Below are 22,371 nucleotides of genomic sequence, written 5' to 3'. Positions count from 1 at the left end.
ACATTTTACGCCGATCTGGCGACGCATGCGCGGCCTGCGCACGCTTGCGCAGGCCGGTCATGAACGGTGCTCAGCCGCGACGTCCACGGCGCGGCAAGCCGTGTTCCGAGCCGCGCGGCCCCTGGCCGCCGCGACGGCCGCCGCCGGTGCCGGCGAAGCCGAAGGTGGTCTGCAGCGGATCCGGCTGGCGCGGACGGCCGCTGCCGGCGCCACCCTTGCCGCCACCCGCGTTGGCGCCACGGCCCTTGCCGCCGCCCTGGCCGCCGAAACCGCCCTGGCGACCGCCGACTGGCTTGCCGCTCGGCACTGGGCCGTTCAGGATGCCCTGCCCACGGGTGGCGCCGACCCGCGCCACCGGCGGGCCGAAGGGATCGACGTTGCGGTTGGCGTCGGCGCGGTCGATGCGATTGCCGTCGCTGCGATCGTTGTTGCGCTCGGCGCCACGGTTGCCGTCGGCGCGCATGCCTTCCGGACGCGGGCCCTTGCCCTTGTGGCCGCCCTTGACATGCTTCTCGGGGGCAGCGCCCTTCTTCTCGACGCCGAAGGCCGCCATCAGGGCGCGCACGTCGTTTTCTTCCAGCTCTTCCCAGCGACCGCGCTTGAGGCCGGTCGGCAGGGTCATGGCGCCGTAACGGGTACGGATCAGGCGCGAGACGGTCAGGCCGACCGCCTCGAACATGCGGCGCACCTCGCGGTTGCGGCCTTCGCCGATCACCACGCGATACCAGCGGTTGATGCCTTCGCCGCCGCCGTTCTGGATCTTCGAGAACGCGGCCTTGCCGTCGTCGAGCTCGACGCCGGACAGCAGCTTCTGGCGCATGCCTTCCTCGAGCTCGCCCAGGGTGCGCACCGCGTATTCGCGGTCGATGTTGTAGCGCGGGTGCATCAAGCGGTTGGCCAGGTCGCCCGAGGTCGTAAACAGCAGCAGGCCCTCGGTATTGAAGTCGAGGCGGCCCACGGCCAGCCATTTGCCGGCCTTCATGGTCGGCAGGCGGTCGAACACCGATGGACGGCCTTCCGGATCGTCATGGCTGACGATCTCGCCGGCCGGCTTGTGGTAGACCAGCACGCGCGGCGGCTTGCTGCTCACGCGGCGCTGGATCAGCTTGCCGTTGATGCGGACCGCGTCGGTCGGCAGGATGCGCTGGCCGATATGGGCCGGCTCGCCGTTGACCGAGACGCGGCCGGCGACGATCAGCTCTTCCATGTCGCGCCGCGAACCCAGGCCGGCCTCGGCCAGCACCTTGTGCAGCTTCGGCGCATCGTCGTCGGCGGTCAGGTCGCGCCGCGCCGGCTTGGACGAAGCGTTGCCGCGCGCGCCGTCGTTGGCGTCGAAGTCGCTCGACGTGACGAAGGAGAACACATTGTCGGCCTCGTTGCCCGGCTGCTGCTTGCCGCCCTTGCCCTGCGGCTGCTGCTTGCCGCCGCGGCCGATCTGCTTGGCCGGACGTCCGCCTTCGGTGGGACGAGCGCTTTGCTGGCCCGGACGGCTGCTTTGCTGGCCGCGCTTGCCCTGCTTGTGCTGGCCACGGCCGCGCGCTTCTTGTTTACCCTCTTGCTTACCTTCCTGCCCGCCTTCCGGCACGGCATCAAAGCCAGCCTCGGGCGCCGCAGCGGCCTGCTCGGCGACAGCCGGCGCGGCGGCCTGCTGCAAGGCTTCGCGTTCGGCGCGCTTTTCGCGCATCTGGCGCGGGCCGCGCGGCTTGCGCGCTTCCTGGGCCGGAGCGGCGTCGACCGCGGCCGGCGCTTCGGCGACCGCGTCTGCCGGTGCGGCGGCGGACTCTTCTTTCGCGGCCTTGGTGGCGCGCGGCTTGCGGGCCTTCGGCGCCGGCGCTTCGGCGGCTGGCGCAGGTTCGGCGGCGACCGGCTCGGCGGCGACGGCCGCCTTCCGGGTGCGCTTCGGCTTGGCCGGCGCGTCGGCCGCTAAGGCCTCGCCCGGCGCAGTGTCGGCCACGGCAGCCGCCTTGCGCGTACGCTTCGGCTTGGCTGCAGCTGGCTCGCCTGCATCCACAGGCTTGGTCTCGTTTTGTTCAGTTGGGTTCATCGTTCGTGTCTTTATTGTGCTGACCCGCCTCGGCAATCCCGTCATCAAGCGTGTCGCGGATCGGAACTTCAACGGGTGAAGTAGCTAAATCGTCGGCGGCCGCGCTGGCGTCCGCCCTGTCAAAATTATCGTTCAATGCCGCCTCGAGGGCTTCCAGGCTGCGGCTGTCGGGGCCTTCGGCCAGCGGCTGCAGCGGCGGCAGCTGCGAGAGCGACGCCAGGCCCAGGTCGTCCAGGAACTGGCGCGTGGTGCCCAGCAGCGCCGGCCGCCCCACCACTTCGCGGTGGCCGACGACGTCGATCCAGCCGCGGTCTTCCAGCATCTTGATGGTCTGCGAATTGACCGCGACGCCGCGGATCTCTTCGATGTCGCCGCGCGTGACCGGCTGGCGGTAGGCGATGATCGCCAGCGTTTCCAGGGTCGCCCGCGAGTACCTGGGCGGCTTTTCGGGCGACAGGCGGTCGAGATAGGGCTTCATCTCGGGACGGCTCTGGAAGCGCCAGCCCGACGCCAGGCTGACGATCTCGATGCCGCGTCCATCCCAATCCTGGCGCAGTTCTTCCAGCAAGATTTTGATCGTATCGGCGCCGACGCCGGCGCCGACCTGCCGTCCTTGCGCGTCGACCTCGGCGAAGAGTTTCTTCATGCCATGGATCGACATCGGCTCGCGGGCGCATAGCAAGGCGGTTTCGAGGACTCTCTTGGCCTCGTCAGTATTCATATCGCGATGTCGTCAATCAAACAATTCGGCCAATCGGGGTCGGGACAGGATCAATGCGCGTGGCGCGCATGCCTGCGCGCCATGCGCCTGTCGCCCTGCGATCTGCTGCCTGAAACCGGAATCCGTGGGCCCGGCGCGCTGAGCGCCGGAGCTGTTACATGGCGGGCAAGGAACCCACCAGGGGCAACCCGCCTGCGCGACGGGCCGCTGGTGTTGATCTTCATTGCGAAACGTGGAACTCGGCGGAACTCTATCTCTTAGGCACGCCCGCGATCGGGGCGCTGCCGGGGAGCGGCCTGTGCGGCACGCGAGTGGACGACGTCGTTTCTTCCAACTGGCGGCCATTGTAACCGATAAAACCCCGCAGCGGACAAGGGGGCGGCGCTGCGATGTGCGCCTATTTGCGTCAGTCGGACAGTTTTTCCGACAAAATCGCCGATACGCCAAGGAATGCGGGGTACTCGGCCGTGATCACATAGGTCGGCACGTCGGCCAGGTAGCCGGCGAAGCGCCCCTTCTGCTCGAAGCGGCGGCGGAACGAGGAACGGTCGAAGCGCTCCCCGAGGCGCGGCACGATGCCGCCGCCGATATACACGCCGCCCTGGGCGCCGAGGGTGACGGCCAGGTTGCCGGCCACGGTGCCGAGCATGCCGCAGAACGCTTCCAGCACCTCGTCGCACAGCGCGCATTCGCCGCTGAGTGCGCGGCGCGAGATTTCGGCCGCGTCGAGGCGCTCGTCAGGGCGGCCGGCGCGGTCGGCCAGCGCACGGTAGATGAGCTCGACGCCGGCGCCGGACAGGAAGCGCTCGAACGAGACGTGCTCGAATTCGCGCCAGGCATATTGCAGGATCGCGATTTCCTGCTCGTTGACGGGAGCGAAGCTGACATGGCCGCCTTCGCTGCGCAGCGCGGTCCAGCTGTCGCCGCACGGCACCAGGCCGGAGACGCCGAGGCCGGTGCCGGCGCCCAGCAGGCCCAGCGCCGCGTCCGGCTGCGGCGCGCCACCGCCCACCTGGCGCTTTTGCTCGCCAAGATGCGGCAGCGAACGGGCCAGGGCCGAGAAGTCATTGACCACCAGCAGGATTTCGAAGCCGCACTCTTGCCGCAAGGCTTCAGTGGAAAATTCCCAGTGGTGATTGGTCATGCGCACATAGTCGCCGTTCACCGGGTTGGCGATGGCGATCGCAGCGTGGCGGATCGGCGCGGCGCTGATCGCCTTGACCGCCGCGCTGCCCAGGTAGGCGCGCATGGCATCGCCCAGGGTGGCATGGTCGGCGCAAGGCAGCACCTCGACCGCCTCGAGCCGGCCCGGCCCCAGCTCCAGCACGAAGCGGCAATTGGTGCCGCCGATATCGGCAAGCAGGCGGGCGCCGCCGCGATGGGGGCGGTCGGTCGATGGGCTGAACGGGGAGGCAGTCATGGTGGTACGCATGTAAAAGACGCCCAAGCTTACTAAATTTTTTGCCCTGACGACAAGTGTTTTCTGTAGTTTAGGTACATACTCCGCAACAAGGCGGATTATAAAGACCCGCCGCCCACTCGCGCCGACGTAGTAGAACTACTTTTTTGATGAGACTGAGCGCATCGCGCCGCCTGCCGGGCGGCGCGCCGGTCAGCAGGTTGCCGGATCGAGCTCGGGATCGTTGCCGCGCTGGGCGTTCCAGGCGTCGAGCCCGCCCTTGAGCGGACGGGCACGGTGGAAGCCGTTGGCCATGAACTGGCGCGCCACTTCGGCGGCGGTGACGTCGTCCGGGCAGCTGCAATAGACGACGATGTGGCGGTCGCGGTCGAGCGAAGCCATCAGGTGTTCGGGCTGGCAGGCCTTGAAGATCACGGCGCCGGGAATCGCGGCTTCCATCTGCTGCGCGCTCAGGCTGCGCGCATCGATGATCACCGGATCGTGGCCGGCCTCGATCAGGGCCAGCACCTCGTCGATCCCGATGCGCTCGATCGCGCTGCGCGAACGGTGGCGGCGCCGCTCGGCATACTTGAAGGCGATGAACAGGGCCAGCAGGCCGGCCACGATCGTCAGCGCCGTGCTGCCCATGGTCGAGAGCGTGTCGAGGACGCCGTCGACGCTGTTATGGAACCAGACGCCGAGCAGGATGCCGGTGCCGCTCCAGAGCGCCGCGCCGGTGACCGCATACAGCAGGAACAGGCGCGGGTTGACGCCCATGGCGCCCGACAGCGGCGCCGCGATGGTGTTAAAGCCAGGAACGAACTTGGACACCAGCAGCGACTTGACGCCGAACTTGCGGAAGCGGTCTTCGGTCTGGTTGACGCAGGAATCGGGGGACAGCGAAATCTTGCACAGCAGCCGCAGGATGCGCTTTCCGTAGAAGCGGCCGGCGCGGAACCAGAAGGCGTCGCAGATCAGGCAGGCCAGGATGGCGGCCACCCATACCAGGTGCCAGCTCACGTCGGCGGTGACCGAGAGCGCACCGGCCACGATCAGGACCGGGTAGGCGGGTATGGGCAGGCCGAACTGTTCGACGAGGACGATGCCGAACACGATCAGCACGCCATAGACTTGGAGGAGTTCGGCTAGCTGGGGCATTTCTGTATATTAGCGCAATTGGGCTGGAGGCACAGGAACGCCCCCTATTCCTTTTGGCGTAAGCGCAACGCCGGTGACGGATGAGCTGTTTTTACAAGACGCCACGCGGAATCGCCGCCAGCAGCGAGCGCGTGTACGGATGCTGCGGGTCGCGGTACAGCGCGTCGGCATCCGCCATCTCGACCACGCTGCCATGGTGCATCACCATCACCTGGTCCGAGATGTACTTGACCACCGACAGGTCGTGCGAGATGAAGATATAGCTCATGCCGTATTCGTCCTGCAGGTCTTGCAGCAGGTTCAGCACCTGGGCCTGCACCGAGACGTCGAGCGCCGACACCGATTCGTCGCACACCAGGATCTCGGGCCGCATGGTCAGGCAGCGCGCGATCGCGATGCGCTGGCGCTGGCCGCCCGAAAACTCGTGCGGATAGCGGCCATAGGCGGCGTCCGGCAAGCCCACCCGCCCCAGCAAGCCGCGCGCCAGTTGCGCACGCTCCATCTCATTGGCGCCGATGCCGTGGATGCGCATCGGTTCCAGCAAGATCTGGCCGACCGTGAAACGCGGATTGAGCGAGGCATAGGGATTCTGGAAGATGATCTGGATCCGCCGTTTATACGCCTGGAATTCGCGGTCGGACATGGCCAGCAGGTCGCGCCCCTCGAACAGCGCCGAGCCGCCGCTCGCGCGGTGCAGGCGCAGCAGGGTCAACCCAACCGTGGTTTTTCCGGACCCCGACTCGCCCACCACGCCCAGGGTCTTGCCGCGGCCCAGGGTGAACGAGACGTCCTTGACCGCCTTGAATTCGCGCTTGCCGAACAGGCCTTCGCGCAGCCAGAAACTTTTCGCCAAATTGTTGACAACCAGCACCGGCTGGTCGTCCGGCGCCGTGCCGCGCTCGCGCTGCGCCGGCGCTTGGTCAAGCATTTGATCGGGCAGGATGCGGCCGCTCAGATAGTCGTCGATCACCGGCAGGCGCAGCGGCCGCGCATCGAGCGGCGGCCGGCAATGCAGCAGCGCCCGGGTATACGCGTCGACCGGGGCGCCGAACACCTGGCCGGCCGCGCCCTCCTCGCGCACCTCGCCGTGGCGCATCACGATCACGCGGTCGGCGATCTCGCCCACCAGCCCCAGGTCGTGGGTGATGAACAGCACCGCCATGCGGCGCTCGCGCTGCAGGCGCGCGATCAGCTCCATGATCTGCTTCTGGATCGTCACGTCCAGCGCGGTGGTCGGCTCGTCGGCGATCAGGAGGCGCGGCTCGCAGGCGATCGCCATCGCGATCATCACCCGCTGCTGCTGGCCACCCGACATCTGGCTCGGGTAGGCGTCGATCTTGCGCCCGGGTTCGGGAATGCCGACCTCGTGCAGCAGCGCCAGGGCGCGCGCCCGCGCCGCGCGCCTGCTCATGCCCAGGTGCAGGCGCAGGACCTCGCCGATCTGGTAGCCGACCGTGAATACCGGGTTGAGCGAGGACATCGGCTCCTGGAAGATCATCGCGATGTCCTTGCCGCACAGCGCGCGCCGCTCGCGCGCAGGCAGGCCGAGCAGCTCACGGCCGGCGAAGCGGATGCTGGAAGCGGGATCGATGACGGTGGTCTGCTCCGGCAGCAGGCCCATCACGGCCAGCGAGCTGACCGACTTGCCGCTGCCGGACTCGCCCACCAGCGCCACCGTGCTGTTGTCGGGGACGTCGAACGAGATGCCCTTCAAGGCTTCGAAGGTCTGCCGCTTGTCGGTGCGAAAGGCGATGCGCAGGTCGCGCACTTGCAACAATGGTTCCTGGGTCATATCGGCCGTCATTTGATCTTGGGATCGAGCGCATCGCGCAGCGCATCCGCGAACAGCGAGAAGCTCGTCACCAGCAGCGCCATCGCGCCCGCCGCCGCCGCCAACTGCCACCACTTGCCGAGGATCAGTTCATTCTGCGCCTCGTTGAGCATGCTGCCCCAGGACACGGTGCCGACCGGCACGCCGAAGCCCAGGAACGACAGGATCACCTCGGCCTTGATGAAGCCCACCACCAGGATCGACATCTGCACCAGCGCCACGTGCGAGACATTGGGCAGGATGTGGCCGAACATGCGGGACCAGCTCGACGCGCCGATGGCATCCGCCGCCATCACGTATTCGCGCGCGCCGTGCTTGATGTATTCGGCGCGCATCAGGCGGTAGGGGCCGGTCCAGCCGGTCAGGCCGAGGATCAGCACGATGGTGGCCACGCCTTTTTGCTGGAGCACGGCGGCCACGGTCAGGATCATGAGGATCGCCGGAATCGCCGTGAAGATGCTGTAGAACCAGTTGAACAGGTCGTCGACCCAGCCGCCATAAAAGCCCGAGACGGCGCCGAACAGGGTGCCGAGCGCCACCGCCAGCAGGGCCGCCACCAGGCCCACCACGATCGAGGTCTCGCCGCCCTTGATGGTCTTCTTGACGATGTCGTGCCCCCATTTGTCGGCGCCGAACGGCAGGGTCGTGCGCTTTTCGACCGGCGGATGGGTCTGCGCCACCTGCGCCTCGAGCTCGGCCAGATCGATCGCCAGCGGGTCGAAGGCGTTCGGCGGCGTGGCGCGCGGCAACTGGGCGCGGGCCAGGGCGCGCGCCGTGGCGTCGGCGCCGACGAAGCTGGGCGGCGCGTAGTTGACCGCCACCTCTTGTTCCCAGTCGCTGGCCAGCATGCCCGTGGCGGACAACAGCACCAGCAGCAGGAAAGCGGCGACGACGGCCAGCGCCGCCATCCCGACGCGGTCGGCGCGCAGGCGCCGCCAGGCGAGCGCCCACAGTCCGGGAGAGCGCATGTGCACGGTGGTGGTCATCGTCATTTGAGCTGCACGCGCGGATCGACCGCCTGGTACAGCAGGTCGGCCAGCAGGTTGAACACCATGGTCGCGGCGGCCACATAGACCGTGATCGCCTTAATCACCGGGAAATCGCTGCGCTCGACCGCCAGGATCACTTCGCGGCCGATGCCGGGAATGCCGAAGAAGCGCTCGAGCAGGAAGGCGCCGATCAGCAGCGCCGGCAGGTTGGCCATGACGTGGGTGATGATCGGGATCGCGGCATTGCGCAGCACGTGGACCCAGACAATGCGGCCCTCCTTCAGGCCCTTGGCGCGCGCGGTGCGCACATAGTCCTGCCCCGCTTCGTCGAGCACGAAGCTGCGGTACAGGCGCAGGGTCGGCGCGATCGACACCGCCAGGCCGATGATGATCGGCAGCAGCGCATACCTGAGCAAATTCTCTCCCAGACTATTGCCCCAACCCTGGACCGGAAACAGGCCCAGCTGGTAGGCGAACACGTACTGGAACACGATGATGTAGACCAGGATCGAGATCGACATCCCGACCGTGCAGGCGACCATCACGGCGCGGTCGGTCAGCGAGCCGCGCACGAAGGCGATCGCCAGCGCCAGCGCGATGCCCAGCACGGTCTCGAGCACGGTCAGCGGAATCAGGACCGTGAGCGACGGCCCCAGGCGGCTCGCGATGATGTGCGACACCGGCTCGCCCGTGCTCCAGGCGTTGCCGAAGTCGAAGGTCAGGATCTGCTTGACGAAGATCCATAGCTGCACAGCATACGGCTGGTCGGTGCCGAGCTGGCGCCGGATGTTCTCGATCGCGCCGGCGTCGGCCATCTTGCCGGCCAGCAGGTAGGCCGGGTCGCCGCCGACCCAGTTGAACAAGAAAAACACCAGCAGCACCACGCCGCCCATCGTCGGCAGCATCTGCCACAGCCGGCGCAGGACATAAGCAAACATCGCACTCCCGAATTTGCGGATTGGGCGAACGTGCCGCCCCCCAGGTTTGCCACCAAGCCAAATTCACGATGGCAAAAAACGACACGATAGCGCATATCCGCACGCACCGACAGCCGCGCAATCTTATGCCCCGATAGTCACAGGTTATTACAATGTAATGACACTGGTATCAAGAATTCATATAAGAAGCTTGCCGACGACCTGATATATGTACATCGCCGGATTCGCAATATCATGTCCCAAAAATATAGTTTGAACGAATCAAATGCTATATCTAACTATATTTTTCGCATGATATATCGTATTTCGAGTTTTGTGACTTTTGTGTGACTAGCATCAAAATTGCAGATTGTAAAGACAAGTCATCAGACAGTTGTATTTTGCTGCATACAGACGTTACCAATTGACACTATCTATTCGTCAATGTTTTTATTGTTAAGTAGTAAAAACATGCCGGGCCCATTCGCCACGGCGATTCACTTGACTTTACTGGCGACGCGACCCGCCGCCAGGTCTTAGGGGAAGACTGACTATGATGGTTGAAACTGTGTTATCTCGATCGATACGCCTGATGTGCGCCGGCGGCCTTGTCGTCGCCGTGACCGGCGCCCACGCGCAGGAAGCGCCGCCTGCCGTCGAATCGGCCCAGCGCGTGGAAGTGACCGGTTCGCGCATCGCGACCGCCAACCTGGAAAGCGTCAGCCCGGTCACCGTGGTCGGCGCCAAGGATATCGCGCTGGAGGGCGTGAAATCGGTCGAGAGCCTGCTGAACAACCTGCCCCAGGTGTTCGCCGACCAGGGCGGCTCGATCTCGAACGGCTCGTCCGGCACGGCCACCGTCAACCTGCGTAACTTCGGCGCCGACCGCACCCTGGTGCTGGTCAACGGCCGCCGCCTGCCGGCCGGCAGCCCGCGCAATACCGCGGCCGACCTGAACCAGATTCCCGCCGCGCTGATCAAGCGCGTCGAGGTGCTGACCGGCGGCGCCGGCGCCATCTACGGTTCGGACGCCGTGGCCGGTGTCGTCAACTTCATCATGAACGACACCTTCCAGGGTGTGCAGATCGACGCCAACTACCAGTTCTACAACCACGACCAGAACGGCGGCCTGGCGGCCCAGGCGGCCCAGCGCCGCAACTACCCGCTGCCGGACGACGTCGGCGCCGACGCCAAGATCAAGGACATCAGCCTGCTGCTGGGCGGCAACTTCGCCGACGGCAAGGGCAATGCCACGCTGTACTTCGGCTACAAGAAGGAAGATCCGGTGCTGCAGTCGCAGCGCGACTTCTCGTCCTGCTCGCTGGACGGCTTCAGCTCGGGCAACCAGTTCAACTGCGGCGGCTCCGGCACCAGCTACCCGGGCCGCTTCATCACCGCCAACGGCGACCGCACCGTGGCTGACGCCAACGGCAACGTGCGCCCCTACGTGGCCGCCACCGACCAGTACAACTTCGGCCCGCTGAACTACTACCGCCGTCCGACCGAACGCTACACCTTCAGCGCCTTCAGCCACTACGACATCAACGAGAAGGCGCGCCTGTACACCGAAGCCAGCTTCCACGACGACAGCACGGTGGCGCAGATCGCCCCATCCGGCCTGTTCGGCCTGGATGCCTCGGGCGCCAACGCGATCCGCTGGGAAAACCCGCTGCTCACCGATGCATGGCGCAGCGCGCTCGGCATGACCGGCCCGGGCGACACCGCCGATGTCCTGATCTTCCGCCGCAACGTCGAAGGCGGCGGCCGCCAGGACGACCAGCGCCACACGTCGTACCGCGGCGTGATCGGTATCAAGGGCGACATCGGCAACTGGCGCTATGACGCCTTCGCCCAGGTCGGCAAGGTGCTGTACTCGGAAACCTACTACAACGACTTCTCGGTCGCCCGCAGCGCACGCGCGCTGGACGTCATCGCCGACGCCAACGGCAACCCGGTGTGCCGCAGCTTCGCCAACGGCACCGACCCGAACTGCGTCCCATACAACATCTGGCGCCTTGGCGGCGTGAGCCAGGACGCGCTGAGCTACCTGCAGACGCCGGGCTTCCAGCGCGGCAGCACCTCGCAGACCGTGCAGGGCATCAACCTGTCGTCCGACCTGGGCGAATACGGCCTGACCATCCCGGGCAGCAATGAAGGCATCGGCGTCGCCTTCGGCTGGGAACACCGCACCGAAAAACTGGACCTGAACGCCGACGCGGCCTTCTCGACCGGCGACCTGGCCGGCCAGGGCGGCCCGACCCAGAGCGTGGCCGGCCAGTTCAGCGTGCGCGACTACTTCGCCGAGACCCGCATCCCGATCCTGCAGAACGTGCCGCTCGCCGACCAGCTGACCGTGACCGCCAGCTACCGCAAGTCTGACTATTCGACCGGCCACAAGACCAATTCCTACGGCGCCGGCATCGAGTGGGCGCCGGTGGAAGAAGCGAAGTTCCGCTTCAGCTACCAGCGCGCGGCGCGCGCGGCCAACGTCGTCGAGCTGTTCAGCCCGTTCGGCCTGAGCCTGTTCGGCATGTCGAACGACCCTTGCGCCGGCGCCAACCCGAGCGCCACCCTGGCGCAGTGCCAGCTGACCGGCGTCACCGCGGCCCAGTACGGCAACATCCAGGACAGCCCTGCCCTGCAGTACAACCAGATCAGCGGCGGCAACCCGAACCTGGAGCCGGAAACCTCCGACTCGTATACCCTGGGCCTGGTGCTGACCCCGTCCCGCAACAGCTCGATCACCATCGACGCCTTCGACATGAAGGTCGAGGGCACGATCGGCGGCTTGCCGGCCTCGACCACGCTGACCCAGTGCCTGAACACGGGCGATCCGACCTTCTGCTCGCTGATCACGCGTGACCGCCTGGGCACCCTGTGGGCGCTGCCGGCCGCGCAGGTCGTCGCGACCAACCAGAACCTGGGCCAGATGTCGACCAAGGGCGTCGACCTGGGCGCCAACTACCGCATGAAGATGGGCGCATGGGGCGGCCTCGACCTGTCGCTGATGGGCACCTACCTGAAGGAATTCATCCAGGAAGACTTCCCGGGTTCGGGCGAGTACGACTGCGCCGGCTTCCACGGCACCTCGTGCGGCACCCCGATGCCGAAATGGCGCCACAAGCTGCGCGCGGTGTGGGCAACCCCATGGCGCGGCCTGGAACTGGGCGCGACCTGGCGCTACGTCCGTGGCACCAAGCTCGACCAGTCCAGCGACAATCCGATCCTGGCGGGCGACTTCGAGCCGGCCGACGAACGCATGGGCGCACGCAGCTACCTGGACCTGGTGGGCAACTACCGCATCAACGACAACTTCACCTTCCGCGCCGGCATGAACAATGCGCTGGACAAGGATCCACCGGTGTCGGGCGTCGTCGCGGCCGTGTTCGGCAACGGCAATACCTATCCGCAGGTGTATGACACCCTGGGCCGTCACATCTTCCTGAACGTGACCGCCAAGTTCTAAGCCGCCGACAGGCGAAAAAAACGGCGCACTTCGGTGCGCCGTTTTTCATTTGGTGGCCGGAGCGGATCAGTCCTGGCGCAACCTGCGCTGGCGCACCGCTTGTGCCAATCCTTCCAGCACTCCCACGCTGGTATCCCAGTCGATGCAGCCATCGGTCACCGACTGGCCATAGGTCAGCTCCTTGCCCGGCACCAGGTCCTGGCGTCCGGCCACCAGGTGCGACTCGATCATCACGCCGACGATGCGGTCGTCGCCGCCCGCGATCTGGGCCGCGATGTCGGCGCACACCGGCACCTGGTTCTCCGGCTTCTTGGAACTGTTCGCATGCGAAGCGTCGATCATCAGGCGGCTGGCCAGGCCGAGCGCGGCGATCTGGCGGCACGCCTCCTCGACGCTGGCGGCATCGTAGTTCGGCGTCTTGCCGCCGCGCAGGATGATGTGGCAATCCTCGTTGCCCGAGGTCGACACGATGGCCGAGTGGCCGCCCTTGGTCACCGACAGGAAATGGTGTGGCTGCGACGCGGCCTTGATCGCCTCGGTCGCGATCTTGATATTGCCGTCGGTGCCGTTCTTGAAGCCGACCGGGCACGACAGCCCTGACGCCAGCTCGCGGTGCACCTGCGACTCGGTGGTGCGGGCGCCGATCGCGCCCCAGCTGACCAGGTCGGCAATGTACTGCGGGCTGATCACGTCGAGGAACTCGGTGCCGGCCGGCAGGCCCATCTCGTTGATGTCGCGCAGCAGCTCGCGCGCCATGCGCAGGCCGTCGTTGATGCGGAAGCTGTTGTCCATGTACGGGTCGTTGATCAGGCCCTTCCAGCCGACCGTGGTGCGCGGCTTCTCGAAATAGACGCGCATCACGACTTCCAGCTCGCCGGCGAAGCGGCGGCGCTGCTCGACCAGCCTGCGCGCATACTCGAGCGCCGCCTTCGGGTCGTGGATCGAGCACGGTCCGATCACCACCATCAGGCGGTCGTCCTGGCCGTGCAGGATGCGGTGCAGGTCGATGCGCGCGCCGCTTGCTGTCTGCTCGGCCTGCGGGGTCACCGGGAACTCGCGGATCAGGTGCGAGGGCGGCGTCAGTTCCTTCATTTCACGGATGCGTAAATCGTCGGTGCGGGGCATGCTGGGACTCCCTTTCGTGCTGTTCTTTGCTGTATTGGTTCAGGACTGGAAATAAAAAAACCGCCATCGCTGGCGGTTTGTCTGGATGTTGCCGGGACGTTTTACTGCGCGTACCCGCCGCTACTCCACCGCCAGGGGCTGGAATGGCTAAAGTAAAAAAAGCGGGTAAAGAAAGCGTGGCGCATGGTGTCGTCCGGGTTTGGTCGAATTGACTATAACAACAAGGCATGAAAGTTGGCAAGCCTTTTGTCGCCCGTTCCACGCTTGTACAGACAACAATCGGTTGCAGCAAACTGACATGCCCATCTGAACTCGGGCACCTACGCCCCTTATCTTGCGCGCATCTTGCGTTAGCTCAGTCCCGCCATGGCTGCCGATGCAACAGTCGATTCAAGCCCGGCGGGCGCGCGTGTTGATTGTAGACACAAATAGGTGCTAAGAGGTGCCAGGGAAATTGATCTGCAATAAGGATCAAGCCCTCCACCCGCGCCATCCGGATCCTTCCATCCACTGGAGTGTCGGACCATGACTGAAACCCTGCTTTCCCGTTCCGTGCGCCGCCTGTTCGCGGGAGGCGGCGCCGCCGGCCTGGCGCTCGCCGGCCCCGTGCTGCTGGCCCTTCCCCACCCTGCCGTCGCGCAAGAAGCCGCTCCCGTGGCCCGCGTCGAGATCACCGGCTCGAACATCCGCCGCGCCCAGGCCGAGACCGCGTCGAGCGTGCTCACCGTCAACCGCAACGATATCGAGCGCTCGGGCAAGACCACGGTGGCCGAGCTGCTGCAGACCCTGGCGGTCGACAACCAGGGCTCGGTGCCGATGAGCTTTGGCAGCGGCTTCGCGGCCGGCGCCTCGGGCATCTCGCTGCGCGGCCTGGGCACGGCCTCGACCCTGGTGCTGCTCAACGGCCGCCGCATGGCGCCCTACGGCCTGGCCGACGACGGCCAGAAGGTGTTCGCCGACCTCAACGTGATCCCGACCGACGCGGTCGAGCGCATCGAGATCCTCAAGGACGGCGCCTCGGCCATCTATGGTTCGGACGCGATCGCCGGCGTGGTCAACATCATCCTGCGCCGCAACTTCCAGGGCACCAGCGCGCGCGCGCTGTACGGCAGCGGCGAGGCCGGCGACGGCCAGCAGCACAACCTGGCCCTGGCCTGGGGCTTCGGCGACCTCGAGACCGACCGCTACAACGTGCTGGTCAACGTCGAGTACAAGCACACGCAAGAAATCTGGTACCGCGACCGCGGCAACCGCGACTACATCGGCAAGATCGACCTGCGGCCCTATGGCTATTCGGCCCAGGAAGGCTTCGGCGGCACCGGCGCCATCACCGGCAACAACCAGTCCGGCAACGCCATCAACGGCAATGTGCGCAACCCCGACACGCTGGAGTACTACAACCGCGGCAACCTGGCCGGGCCCGGCTTCACGCGCACCTTCCCGGGCGCCGCCTGCAGCAATTTCACCAATCACCCGCAGGGCGATCCGCTCGGCGGCTGCCTGGTCGATTCGGCCTTCCTGTACAACCAGATCCAGCCCGACAGCGAATACCTGTCGCTGTACAGCCGCGGCACGCTCAAGCTGCAGGGCGATACCGAGGCCTATGCCGAACTCAATCTGTACAACAGCCTGGCCCAGTCCAGCTCAACGCCGAATCCGATCGCGGCCAGCGTCGGCTATCCCGGCGGCCCGGTCAGCAACGCCGGCGTCCAGCTCGGCGCCGAGCACCCCGACAACCCATACTTCGGCCGTGCGGCGCGGCTGCGCTACCTGCCGTTCGACGTCGGCCCGCGCGAGTCCGACATTTCCTCGACCTTCATCCGCGCGCTGTTCGGCGCGCGCGGCACCCACGGCGCCTGGGACTGGGATACCTCGCTGCTGTATTCGACCAGCCGGGTCGACAACGACCGCCGCGGCTACCTGCAGCGCGACGCCACCTTCGCCCTGCTCGACCCGTCGGCCGCGAACGTGGCGGCGGCCCAGGCCAATCCCGGCTACCGCGCGCTGCCGGCCGGCGCCTATTGGCGCATCGCCGAGAACGCGGGCCTGAATTCACCGGACCTGTACGCCGCCCTGTCGCCGACCATCTCGAACGACGCCGAGACCGAGATCGCCCAGGTCGACTTCAAGGCCACGCGCGAGATCGGCAAGCTGGCCGGCGGCGCGGTGGGCGTGGCGCTGGGCGCCGAATTCCGCCACGAGTCGGCGCGGCTGGAGCCGACCGCCGGCACCGAGCGCGGCAACATCATCGGCCTCGGCTACTCGGCCTATGACGGCCAGCGCAACGTGACCGGCATTTATGGCGAAGTGCTGGCGCCGGTGCTGCCCGGACTCGAACTGACCGGCGCCATGCGCTACGACCACTTCACCGACGTGGGCGACGCCTGGACCCCGAAGGTCGGCGTCAAGTGGAACCCGCGCCGCGAGCTGGCGCTGCGCGCCACCTGGGCCAAGGGCTTCCGCGCGCCGAGTCCGGCCGAGAACGGCGTCGGCGGCCTGGCCGCCTTCGCCAACGCCACCGATCCGGCCCGCTGCGCGCTGGGCGTGCAGACCGCCTGCAGCCCGGCCTCGGTGTCGGTCATCACCTCGCCCAACCAGGACCTGAGCCCGGAACGCTCGAAGAGCTGGAATATCGGCGCGATCTGGGATCCGCTGCCACGCACCAGTTTCTCGCTCGACTTCTGGAACATCAAGCGCAAGAACGAGATCAACCAGCAGCAGATCGACGCCGCGATCGCCGCCGGCGACGTGGCGCGCGATCCGAGCACGGCGGTGCCGACGATCCCGGGCGACCCGGGCGCGATCACGGCGGTGCTGGCCGAATACGTGAACTCGGCCGAAACCGAGGTGCGCGGCATCGACCTCGATGCGCGCCAGGGCTTCGGACTCCCGAACAACTGGGGCACCCTGACCTTCGACGTCAAGTACACCTACCTCGACAAATGGGAGCGCACCGAACAGGACGGCACCACGCGCGACTACGCCGGCACCCACGGCAATTGCGACGTCAGCAACTGCATGGGCACGCCGGACCACAAGGCCAACCTGCGCGCGACCTGGGAGCGCGCCAACTGGCGCGTGTCGGCCAACGTCAACTACCGGGGTCCGATCGACAACACCTTCTTCAAGGACGATCCGGAAGGCTGCGCCAGCCACTTCGCCAACGGCATTGACGCGCCGAGCGATTGCGAACTGGCCTCGTTCACCACGGTCGACCTGGTATTCCGCTGGAAGCCGCAAGCGCGCTGGGAAATCTACGGCTCGATCCAGAACCTGTTCGACAAGCAGGCGCCGCTCGACCCGCTGACCTATGGCGCGGTGTCGTACAACCCGCTCGACTACTACGGCGCGATCGGCCGCTTCTTCACGCTGGGAGCGAGATACGCCTTCTGAGCTGGCGATGGCCGGATGCGCGGCACGGAGTCATTCGTGCCACGCATCCGGCGCACGCCACCAGCCGGTCAACCGCCGAAGTGATAGTTCAGCTCGACCCACCCGGTCCGTCCCGCCGGGCTGTAGCTGCCCACCGCATAATTGGGCCAGCCGCCGGTGGTGTCGTGCTTGATGCGGTCGAACACATTGTTGACGATCGCCGACAACGTCAGGCGGTCATTCACGCGATACACGACGCTCGCGTTGACCAGCGTGGTCGGCGTCAGGTAGTCGGTCTGGGCCGAGTTCGGAATCTTGCCGTAGCGGGTGGCGAACAGGGTCGACGACCAGGCGCCCACGTTCCAGTTCAGGCTGGCTGCCAGCTTGTCCGGCCAGTCCGAACTGGTGAGCGAATTGAGTTCGTCGCGTACCGTGTCGCCGGCGAACTGTTTCGAGCGGCGGGTCAGCGTTTTCGAATAATTGCCGCGCAAGGTGAACGTGCCCCAGGCCGTGGTGCGCAGCGCATAACGGGCGCTGACGTCGATGCCGCTGCTCGACTCCTCGGCCGCATTGATCGGGTTCACACGGATCTCGCGGATCTCGCCCGGACGCACCGGCGAACTGGCCGCGTAGCGCGTGATGCGCGAGATCGTGTCCGCGCACAGCGACGAGCCGATGTCCAGCGAGCCCAGGCGGCAGGCCGCTTCGTCGCGCAGCAGCTGGTCGGCCGACAGATTGGTCACCAGGTCGTCGATCTCGATATTCCAGTAATCGACCGAGGCATCGAAACTCGTGCTCGGCGACCAGACGATGCCAGCGCCATACGACTTGCCCTGCTCCGGCTTGAGGTCGGCGCTGCCATACTGGACGTAGTCGGCGCCCGGCGAGTAGTTGGCGAATTCGCAGCTCGCCAGCGGCTGGCCGGTGGCGCCGCAGCGGTAGTGGTCGGTGGTCGACGAGTAATAGCCGGTGCCGCGCGCCTTGTAGATGTAATTCATGTCCGGCGCCCGGAAGCTGGTGGCGTAGTTGGCGCGCACCAGCACCTCGCGCGTCGGCCGCAGTTCCAGGCCGCCGGCATAGGTGAACTTGCCGCTGTCGCGCTCGGCGAATTCATAACGGTCGTAGCGGCCGGCCAGGGTCGCGGTCAGGACCTTGTGCAAGGGAACACTCGCTTCGGCGCCGAGCGCGTAGCGGTTGCGGGTGCCGGCGGTGACGGCGGTGTTCGGCGCCAGGTTGAAATAGCCCGCATTGATGCGCTGGTCGGGCGCATTGGTAAAGCCCTGGCGGCCGGCCTCGGCCACCACCGCCAGTTGCAGCGGGCCGGCCGGCAGTTGCGCTACTTCTCCATTGGCGCTGGCCGACACCGTGTGGGTCCACGACTCGTCGTCGCTTTCGGCGTAGCCGGTGATCGTGCCGAATTCGTCCGGATTCACGCGGGTCGCCAGCCGCGTCGGGTCCGGCGCGTAGATGGCGACGCCGCTCGCGTCGGTTCCCAGGCGCGGCCCGAGGAAGAAGCTGTCGATGTTCGACAGCGCGCGCGGGGTCTTGCCCTTGCTCTCATACCACGAGGCGCTGTAGCCGGCTTCCCACTTCCAGCTGGTGCCCGGCACGATGCCGCGCGCGCCGAGCGAAGCGGCGACCGCGCCGTCTTCCCAGAAGCGGTCGTAGCGCGACAGGCCGCCCATCTCTTCCGGGGAAATGTAACGGGTCCAGGCTTCGTAATGCCCTGTGTTCCGGTTCAGGAAATAACCATTGTTGAGCGAGTTCGACGTCCACGACGGACCGCGCGTATTGTTGACGGTGTCGTTTTGGCCCAGCAGGATGTCGGCGAACAGCGTCGTGTTCTCGTCGAGCTCATAGGTGGCGCTGCCGAATGCATTCTTGCTCTGGTTCCGGGTCTGCACCGACCAGTAGGTGGGGCTGACCTTGTTGCTGGCGCAGTAGTTACCGGTGCGCGATGCGTAGTTGACGACGCTGCCGCCGAACAGGTCGCCCAATTGCGCGCAGGTCGCGCCCGGATCGATGTAGCGGCCCACGGTGGCGTCACGGCGCGACAGCACATTGGTCGGCGTGCCCGAGCGTTCGGCCATGAAATCGCGCTGGTAGGCGCCGATCGGATTGCGTTCCGAGAACTCGAGCGCGAACACGGTGCTCAGGCGGTCGAACTGCTTGCCGCCGGTGAGCTGCACGCGCCGCTCGGCGCCGCCGCCGCGGCTGGTGCCGCCCAGCTTGACGTTGAGGTCGACGCCCTCGGCTTTCCTTTTGAGGATGATGTTGACCACGCCGGCGATCGCGTCCGAGCCATAGATGGCCGAGGCGCCGCCCGACAGGATCTCGATGCGTTCGACGATGGCCGACGGGATATTGGCCAGGTTGGTGAAGTTGACCGTGCCTTCATAGGCGATCGGGAAGTCGGCCAGGCGCCGGCCATTGAGCAGGATCAGCGTGTGGTTCGGCCCCAGGCCGCGCAGGCTGATGGTGTTCGCCGACGGCGTGAAGGTATTGCCGAAGTCGGCGCCCTGCACGAAACCGCTGTTCTGCACCTGGTTGTTCAGGGCATCGAACACATTCTTGTAACCCTGGCGCGTGATCTCGTCGCCGGTGATGACGGTGACCGCCGACGGACCGTCCAGTTGCGCGCGGGCGATGCGCGAACCGGTGACGAGGACCGACGCGGGCGCGGTGTTGGTGGTGGTAGCGGCCGGCGCATCGGCCGAGGTCGCCGCCGCCTGGGCGTGGGCCAGCAGCGGCGCGCCGATGGCGGCGGCCAGGAGGTAGGTATGTTTCATGATTGGCTTGTTTTTATTGGGAAACGAACTCTAACAAGCCATCGACGCAGTACAAACGAATTATTTAGAGCAACTTTATGACAATAATGTTTGATTCAATAATGAAAAATGACGGAAGCCGTCGGCGTTCGTTCAACGCGCGACGTTCCGGTGCTGGTAACGCTTCGACGCGTTACACCGTTATACGATTCGCAGCCAGATCCCACCCGCCTACGGTGCTCCCTCCGCTCCCGCCGCCGACTTTTTGTTGGGTGTAGCGCCACTTTACTTTGGAGAATTTCAAGCTCACCTGTTCGTTCAGCGGTAATCCCCCCACAAAAAGAGCGCGTTCAGAAGTAGAATTTTCTACTTAAGACACAGAAAGCTCTACATGAAGACGTCCCGCTTTACCGACAGCCAGATTATCGCCATCCTCAAGCAAGCCGAAGCCGGTAGCCCGGTGCCAGAGCTGTGCCGCGAGCACGGCATCAGCAACGCCACGTTCTACAAGTGGCGCTCCAAATTCGGCGGAATGGACGCCTCGTTGATGGCACGCATGAAGGAGTTGGAAGAGGAAAACCGGCGGCTCAAGAAGATGTACGTCGAGGAGCGCCTCAAGGCAGAGATCGTCGCGGAGGCGCTCACAAAAAAATGGTAGCGCCATCTCAGCGGCGGGAGATGGCGCAATGGGCCGTAACGGAGCGGGCAGCCACGGTCAAGCTGGCGTGCAAAGCGTTTGGCATCAGCCAGACCTGCTACCGCTACAAGGCCAAGCTGGATGCGGAAAACGTCCTCATCGCGGACTGGCTGGTGCGACTGACGAACAACCAGCGCAACTGGGGCTTCGGGCTGTGCTTCCTGTATCTGCGCAACGTCAAGGGCTTCAGATGGAACCACAAGCGCGTCTACAGGATTTACCGCGAGCTCGAGCTGAATCTGCGGATCAAGCCGCGTCATCGTCTGGTACGTGAAAAGCCGCTGCCGCTGGCGGTGCCGCTCGCGATCAATCAGAGCTGGTCGATGGACTTCATGCACGACCAGCTCGCCGACGGGCGGAGCATCCGTTTGTTCAACGTCATCGATGATTTCAACCGCGAGGGCTTGGGGATCGAAGTCGATTTCTCGCTGCCGTCCGAGCGCGTGATACGCTCGCTCGACCGGATCATCGAATGGCGCGGCAAACCGGAAGCCATCCGCTGCGACAACGGCCCTGAATACATCAGCGCGGTGACTTTGGCGTGGGCTGCAAAACGCGGCATCCGCATCGATTTCATCCAGCCAGGACAACCGCAACAGAACGCCTACGTCGAGCGATACAACAGGACCGTGCGTTACGATTGGCTTGCGCATCACCTGTTCGAGACGCTCGAAGAGATCCAGGAATTTGCTACCAACTGGTTGTGGACCTACAATCACGACCGGCCCAACATGGCACTCGGCGGTATCACGCCAAAACAGAAATTGGCACTGGCCGCTTAGCTGTTTAGTGCCGTGCGATCATATTCCTCGTCGTAGCTGGCCTTTATTCCGAGCAAAGGCTATGCTGAACGAGTTGATTGCTGGGTTCAGCAATCCCGGAATTTCAAAGCACCAGGAGCAATTTGCAGCATGAGTTCACGCATTCACCCGCAAGCCCGAACTACACCGAAAACGCGCCAAGAGATCAAGGACTCGGGCCTGTCAGATCGCCAGGCGGCCAAGGTCTTCAATGTCAGCCGGGCTACCGCCAAGAAGTGGCTCAAGCGTGATGATGTACAGGACCGTTCCCACCGTGCCCATGTCCTCAAGACCACCCTGAGCGCAGCGCAGGAAGCGATCGTGCTTGCGCTGCGCCAGTCGCTTTATTTGCCATTGGACGATCTTCTCTTCGTCACCAAGCAGTACATCAATCCTGACGTCTCTCGCTCAGGTCTTGCCCGCCTTTTGAAGCGCGAGGGCATGTCACGTCTTGAAGATGTCATCCCGAAAGCTGAAGGCGAAACGATCGCGCCGAAAAAGACGTTCAAGGATTACGAACCAGGCTTCGTTCACATCGATATCAAATACTTGCCCCAGATGCCTGACGAAACCTCGCGTCGCTATCTGTTCGTCGCGATCGACCGGGCCACGCGATGGGTTTTCATGCACATCTATGGCGACATGACGGACAAGAGCAGCGTCGATTTCCTGCGTCGGCTCAAGCTTGCTTCACCGATCAAGATCAGCAAGATACTGACAGATAACGGCTCTCAGTTCACTGACCGCTTCGCTACCAAGGACAAGAAGCCGAGCGGCAACCATGCCTTCGATGTGGCTTGTACCGCACTGCCGGCAGAGCATCGCCTGGCACCGCCACGGCACCCGCAAACGAATGGCATGGTAGAGCGCTTCAACGGACGAATCAACGAACTGCTACAGCAAACCCGTTTCGACAGCAGGGCTGATCTGGAGGCGACCTTGATGAACTACTTGAAGCTCTACAACCATCATATTCCGCAACGCGCCATCGACAGCAAAACACCAATTCTGGCGCTCAAAGAATGGCAGAAAAAGCGCCCCGAATTATTTGTCAAACGGGTTTATGAACAGGCGGGACTTGACA

General features: G+C 65.2%; 13 protein-coding genes and 1 pseudogene. 4 read left to right on the top strand and 10 right to left on the bottom strand.

Features of this window, described 5'->3' with window-relative positions; all coding sequences use genetic code 11:
• Window positions 1-70: 70 nt before the first annotated feature.
• From rluB to HMPREF9710_RS17615, 7 genes are all read right to left on the bottom strand, one after another.
• A complete protein-coding gene (gene rluB, locus HMPREF9710_RS17645; RefSeq protein ID WP_005668551.1) occupies window positions 71-2,044 on the bottom strand; it encodes a 23S rRNA pseudouridine(2605) synthase RluB in 1,974 nt (657 codons plus the stop codon).
• On the bottom strand, window positions 2,031-2,765 hold the full coding sequence (scpB, locus tag HMPREF9710_RS17640; RefSeq protein WP_005668548.1) for an SMC-Scp complex subunit ScpB: 735 nt from the start codon (window positions 2,763-2,765) through the stop codon (window positions 2,031-2,033). The genes rluB and scpB overlap by 14 nt, the downstream gene beginning before the upstream one ends.
• 406 nt (window positions 2,766-3,171) lie before the next feature.
• Window positions 3,172-4,185, bottom strand: a complete 1,014-nt coding sequence (locus HMPREF9710_RS17635; RefSeq protein ID WP_157225637.1) for a glucokinase — start codon at window positions 4,183-4,185, stop codon at window positions 3,172-3,174.
• Between the two features lie 192 nt (window positions 4,186-4,377).
• Entirely contained in the window at window positions 4,378-5,322 is a 945-nt protein-coding gene (locus HMPREF9710_RS17630; protein ID WP_005668545.1) for a VTT domain-containing protein, read from the bottom strand.
• A 91-nt stretch (window positions 5,323-5,413) separates the two neighbouring features.
• Entirely contained in the window at window positions 5,414-7,114 is a 1,701-nt protein-coding gene (locus HMPREF9710_RS17625; protein WP_085986724.1) for an ABC transporter ATP-binding protein, read from the bottom strand.
• Between the two features lie 8 nt (window positions 7,115-7,122).
• On the bottom strand, window positions 7,123-8,145 hold the full coding sequence (locus HMPREF9710_RS17620; RefSeq protein WP_005668542.1) for an ABC transporter permease: 1,023 nt from the start codon (window positions 8,143-8,145) through the stop codon (window positions 7,123-7,125).
• Complete coding sequence (locus HMPREF9710_RS17615) at window positions 8,142-9,080, bottom strand: ABC transporter permease (protein WP_005668540.1); 939 nt, start codon at window positions 9,078-9,080, stop codon at window positions 8,142-8,144. Before HMPREF9710_RS17615 ends, HMPREF9710_RS17620 begins: the two co-directional genes overlap by 4 nt.
• A 532-nt stretch (window positions 9,081-9,612) precedes the next feature.
• Between HMPREF9710_RS17615 and HMPREF9710_RS17610 the strand changes: the two genes are divergently transcribed.
• Window positions 9,613-12,525: a TonB-dependent receptor domain-containing protein gene (locus tag HMPREF9710_RS17610; RefSeq protein WP_229409854.1), complete on the top strand. Its 2,913-nt coding sequence runs from the start codon at window positions 9,613-9,615 to the stop codon at window positions 12,523-12,525.
• A 66-nt stretch (window positions 12,526-12,591) separates the two neighbouring features.
• On the opposite strand, the gene aroG is transcribed toward HMPREF9710_RS17610, so the two are convergent.
• Window positions 12,592-13,650, bottom strand: a complete 1,059-nt coding sequence (gene aroG / locus HMPREF9710_RS17605; protein ID WP_005668537.1) for a 3-deoxy-7-phosphoheptulonate synthase AroG — start codon at window positions 13,648-13,650, stop codon at window positions 12,592-12,594.
• A 525-nt stretch (window positions 13,651-14,175) separates the two neighbouring features.
• On the opposite strand from aroG, the gene HMPREF9710_RS17600 reads away from it, so the two are divergent.
• Window positions 14,176-17,043 (top strand): TonB-dependent receptor, encoded by a 2,868-nt coding sequence (locus tag HMPREF9710_RS17600; RefSeq protein WP_005668536.1) that lies wholly within the window; start codon window positions 14,176-14,178, stop codon window positions 17,041-17,043.
• 68 nt (window positions 17,044-17,111) lie between these two features.
• Here the strand turns inward: HMPREF9710_RS17600 and HMPREF9710_RS17595 are convergent, their stop codons facing one another.
• On the bottom strand, window positions 17,112-19,811 hold the full coding sequence (locus HMPREF9710_RS17595; RefSeq protein WP_005668535.1) for a TonB-dependent receptor: 2,700 nt from the start codon (window positions 19,809-19,811) through the stop codon (window positions 17,112-17,114).
• A gap of 172 nt (window positions 19,812-19,983) precedes the next feature.
• A pseudogene (locus tag HMPREF9710_RS28645) lies at window positions 19,984-20,121 on the bottom strand (Hcp family type VI secretion system effector); the annotation flags it as partial.
• Window positions 20,122-20,181: 60 nt separating this feature from the next.
• Here HMPREF9710_RS28645 and HMPREF9710_RS17585 point away from each other — a divergent pair.
• Both HMPREF9710_RS17585 and HMPREF9710_RS17580 read left to right on the top strand, forming a co-directional pair.
• Window positions 20,182-21,269, top strand: a protein-coding gene (locus tag HMPREF9710_RS17585; protein ID WP_085986720.1) for an IS3 family transposase whose coding sequence is annotated in 2 segments (ribosomal slippage) — window positions 20,182-20,434 and window positions 20,434-21,269 — 1,089 coding nt in all. Because the reading frame shifts where the segments join, the coding sequence is not laid out codon by codon here.
• A 129-nt stretch (window positions 21,270-21,398) separates the two neighbouring features.
• Window positions 21,399-22,371 (top strand): IS481 family transposase (locus HMPREF9710_RS17580; RefSeq protein ID WP_005667707.1); only part of this gene is annotated, 973 nt, incomplete at its 3' end.

Source organism: Massilia timonae CCUG 45783, assembly GCF_000315425.1.
Taxonomy (GTDB): domain Bacteria; phylum Pseudomonadota; class Gammaproteobacteria; order Burkholderiales; family Burkholderiaceae_D; genus Telluria; species Telluria timonae.
The sequence above is the reverse complement of the archived record's forward strand: the minus strand, read 5'-3'. Positions and strand labels throughout refer to the sequence as shown.

Bases quoted from the DNA above. Each gene is read 5' to 3' on its own strand.
- rluB (WP_005668551.1), bottom strand. From the start codon at position 2,044: ATGAACCCAACTGAACAAAACGAGACCAAGCCTGTGGATGCAGGCGAG.
- scpB (WP_005668548.1), bottom strand. From the start codon at position 2,765: ATGAATACTGACGAGGCCAAGAGAGTCCTCGAAACCGCCTTGCTATGC.
- HMPREF9710_RS17635 (WP_157225637.1), bottom strand. From the start codon at position 4,185: ATGACTGCCTCCCCGTTCAGCCCATCGACCGACCGCCCCCATCGCGGC.
- HMPREF9710_RS17630 (WP_005668545.1), bottom strand. From the start codon at position 5,322: ATGCCCCAGCTAGCCGAACTCCTCCAAGTCTATGGCGTGCTGATCGTG.
- HMPREF9710_RS17625 (WP_085986724.1), bottom strand. From the start codon at position 7,114: ATGACCCAGGAACCATTGTTGCAAGTGCGCGACCTGCGCATCGCCTTT.
- HMPREF9710_RS17620 (WP_005668542.1), bottom strand. From the start codon at position 8,145: ATGACGATGACCACCACCGTGCACATGCGCTCTCCCGGACTGTGGGCG.
- HMPREF9710_RS17615 (WP_005668540.1), bottom strand. From the start codon at position 9,080: ATGTTTGCTTATGTCCTGCGCCGGCTGTGGCAGATGCTGCCGACGATG.
- HMPREF9710_RS17610 (WP_229409854.1), top strand. From the start codon at position 9,613: ATGATGGTTGAAACTGTGTTATCTCGATCGATACGCCTGATGTGCGCC.
- aroG (WP_005668537.1), bottom strand. From the start codon at position 13,650: ATGCCCCGCACCGACGATTTACGCATCCGTGAAATGAAGGAACTGACG.
- HMPREF9710_RS17600 (WP_005668536.1), top strand. From the start codon at position 14,176: ATGACTGAAACCCTGCTTTCCCGTTCCGTGCGCCGCCTGTTCGCGGGA.
- HMPREF9710_RS17595 (WP_005668535.1), bottom strand. From the start codon at position 19,811: ATGAAACATACCTACCTCCTGGCCGCCGCCATCGGCGCGCCGCTGCTG.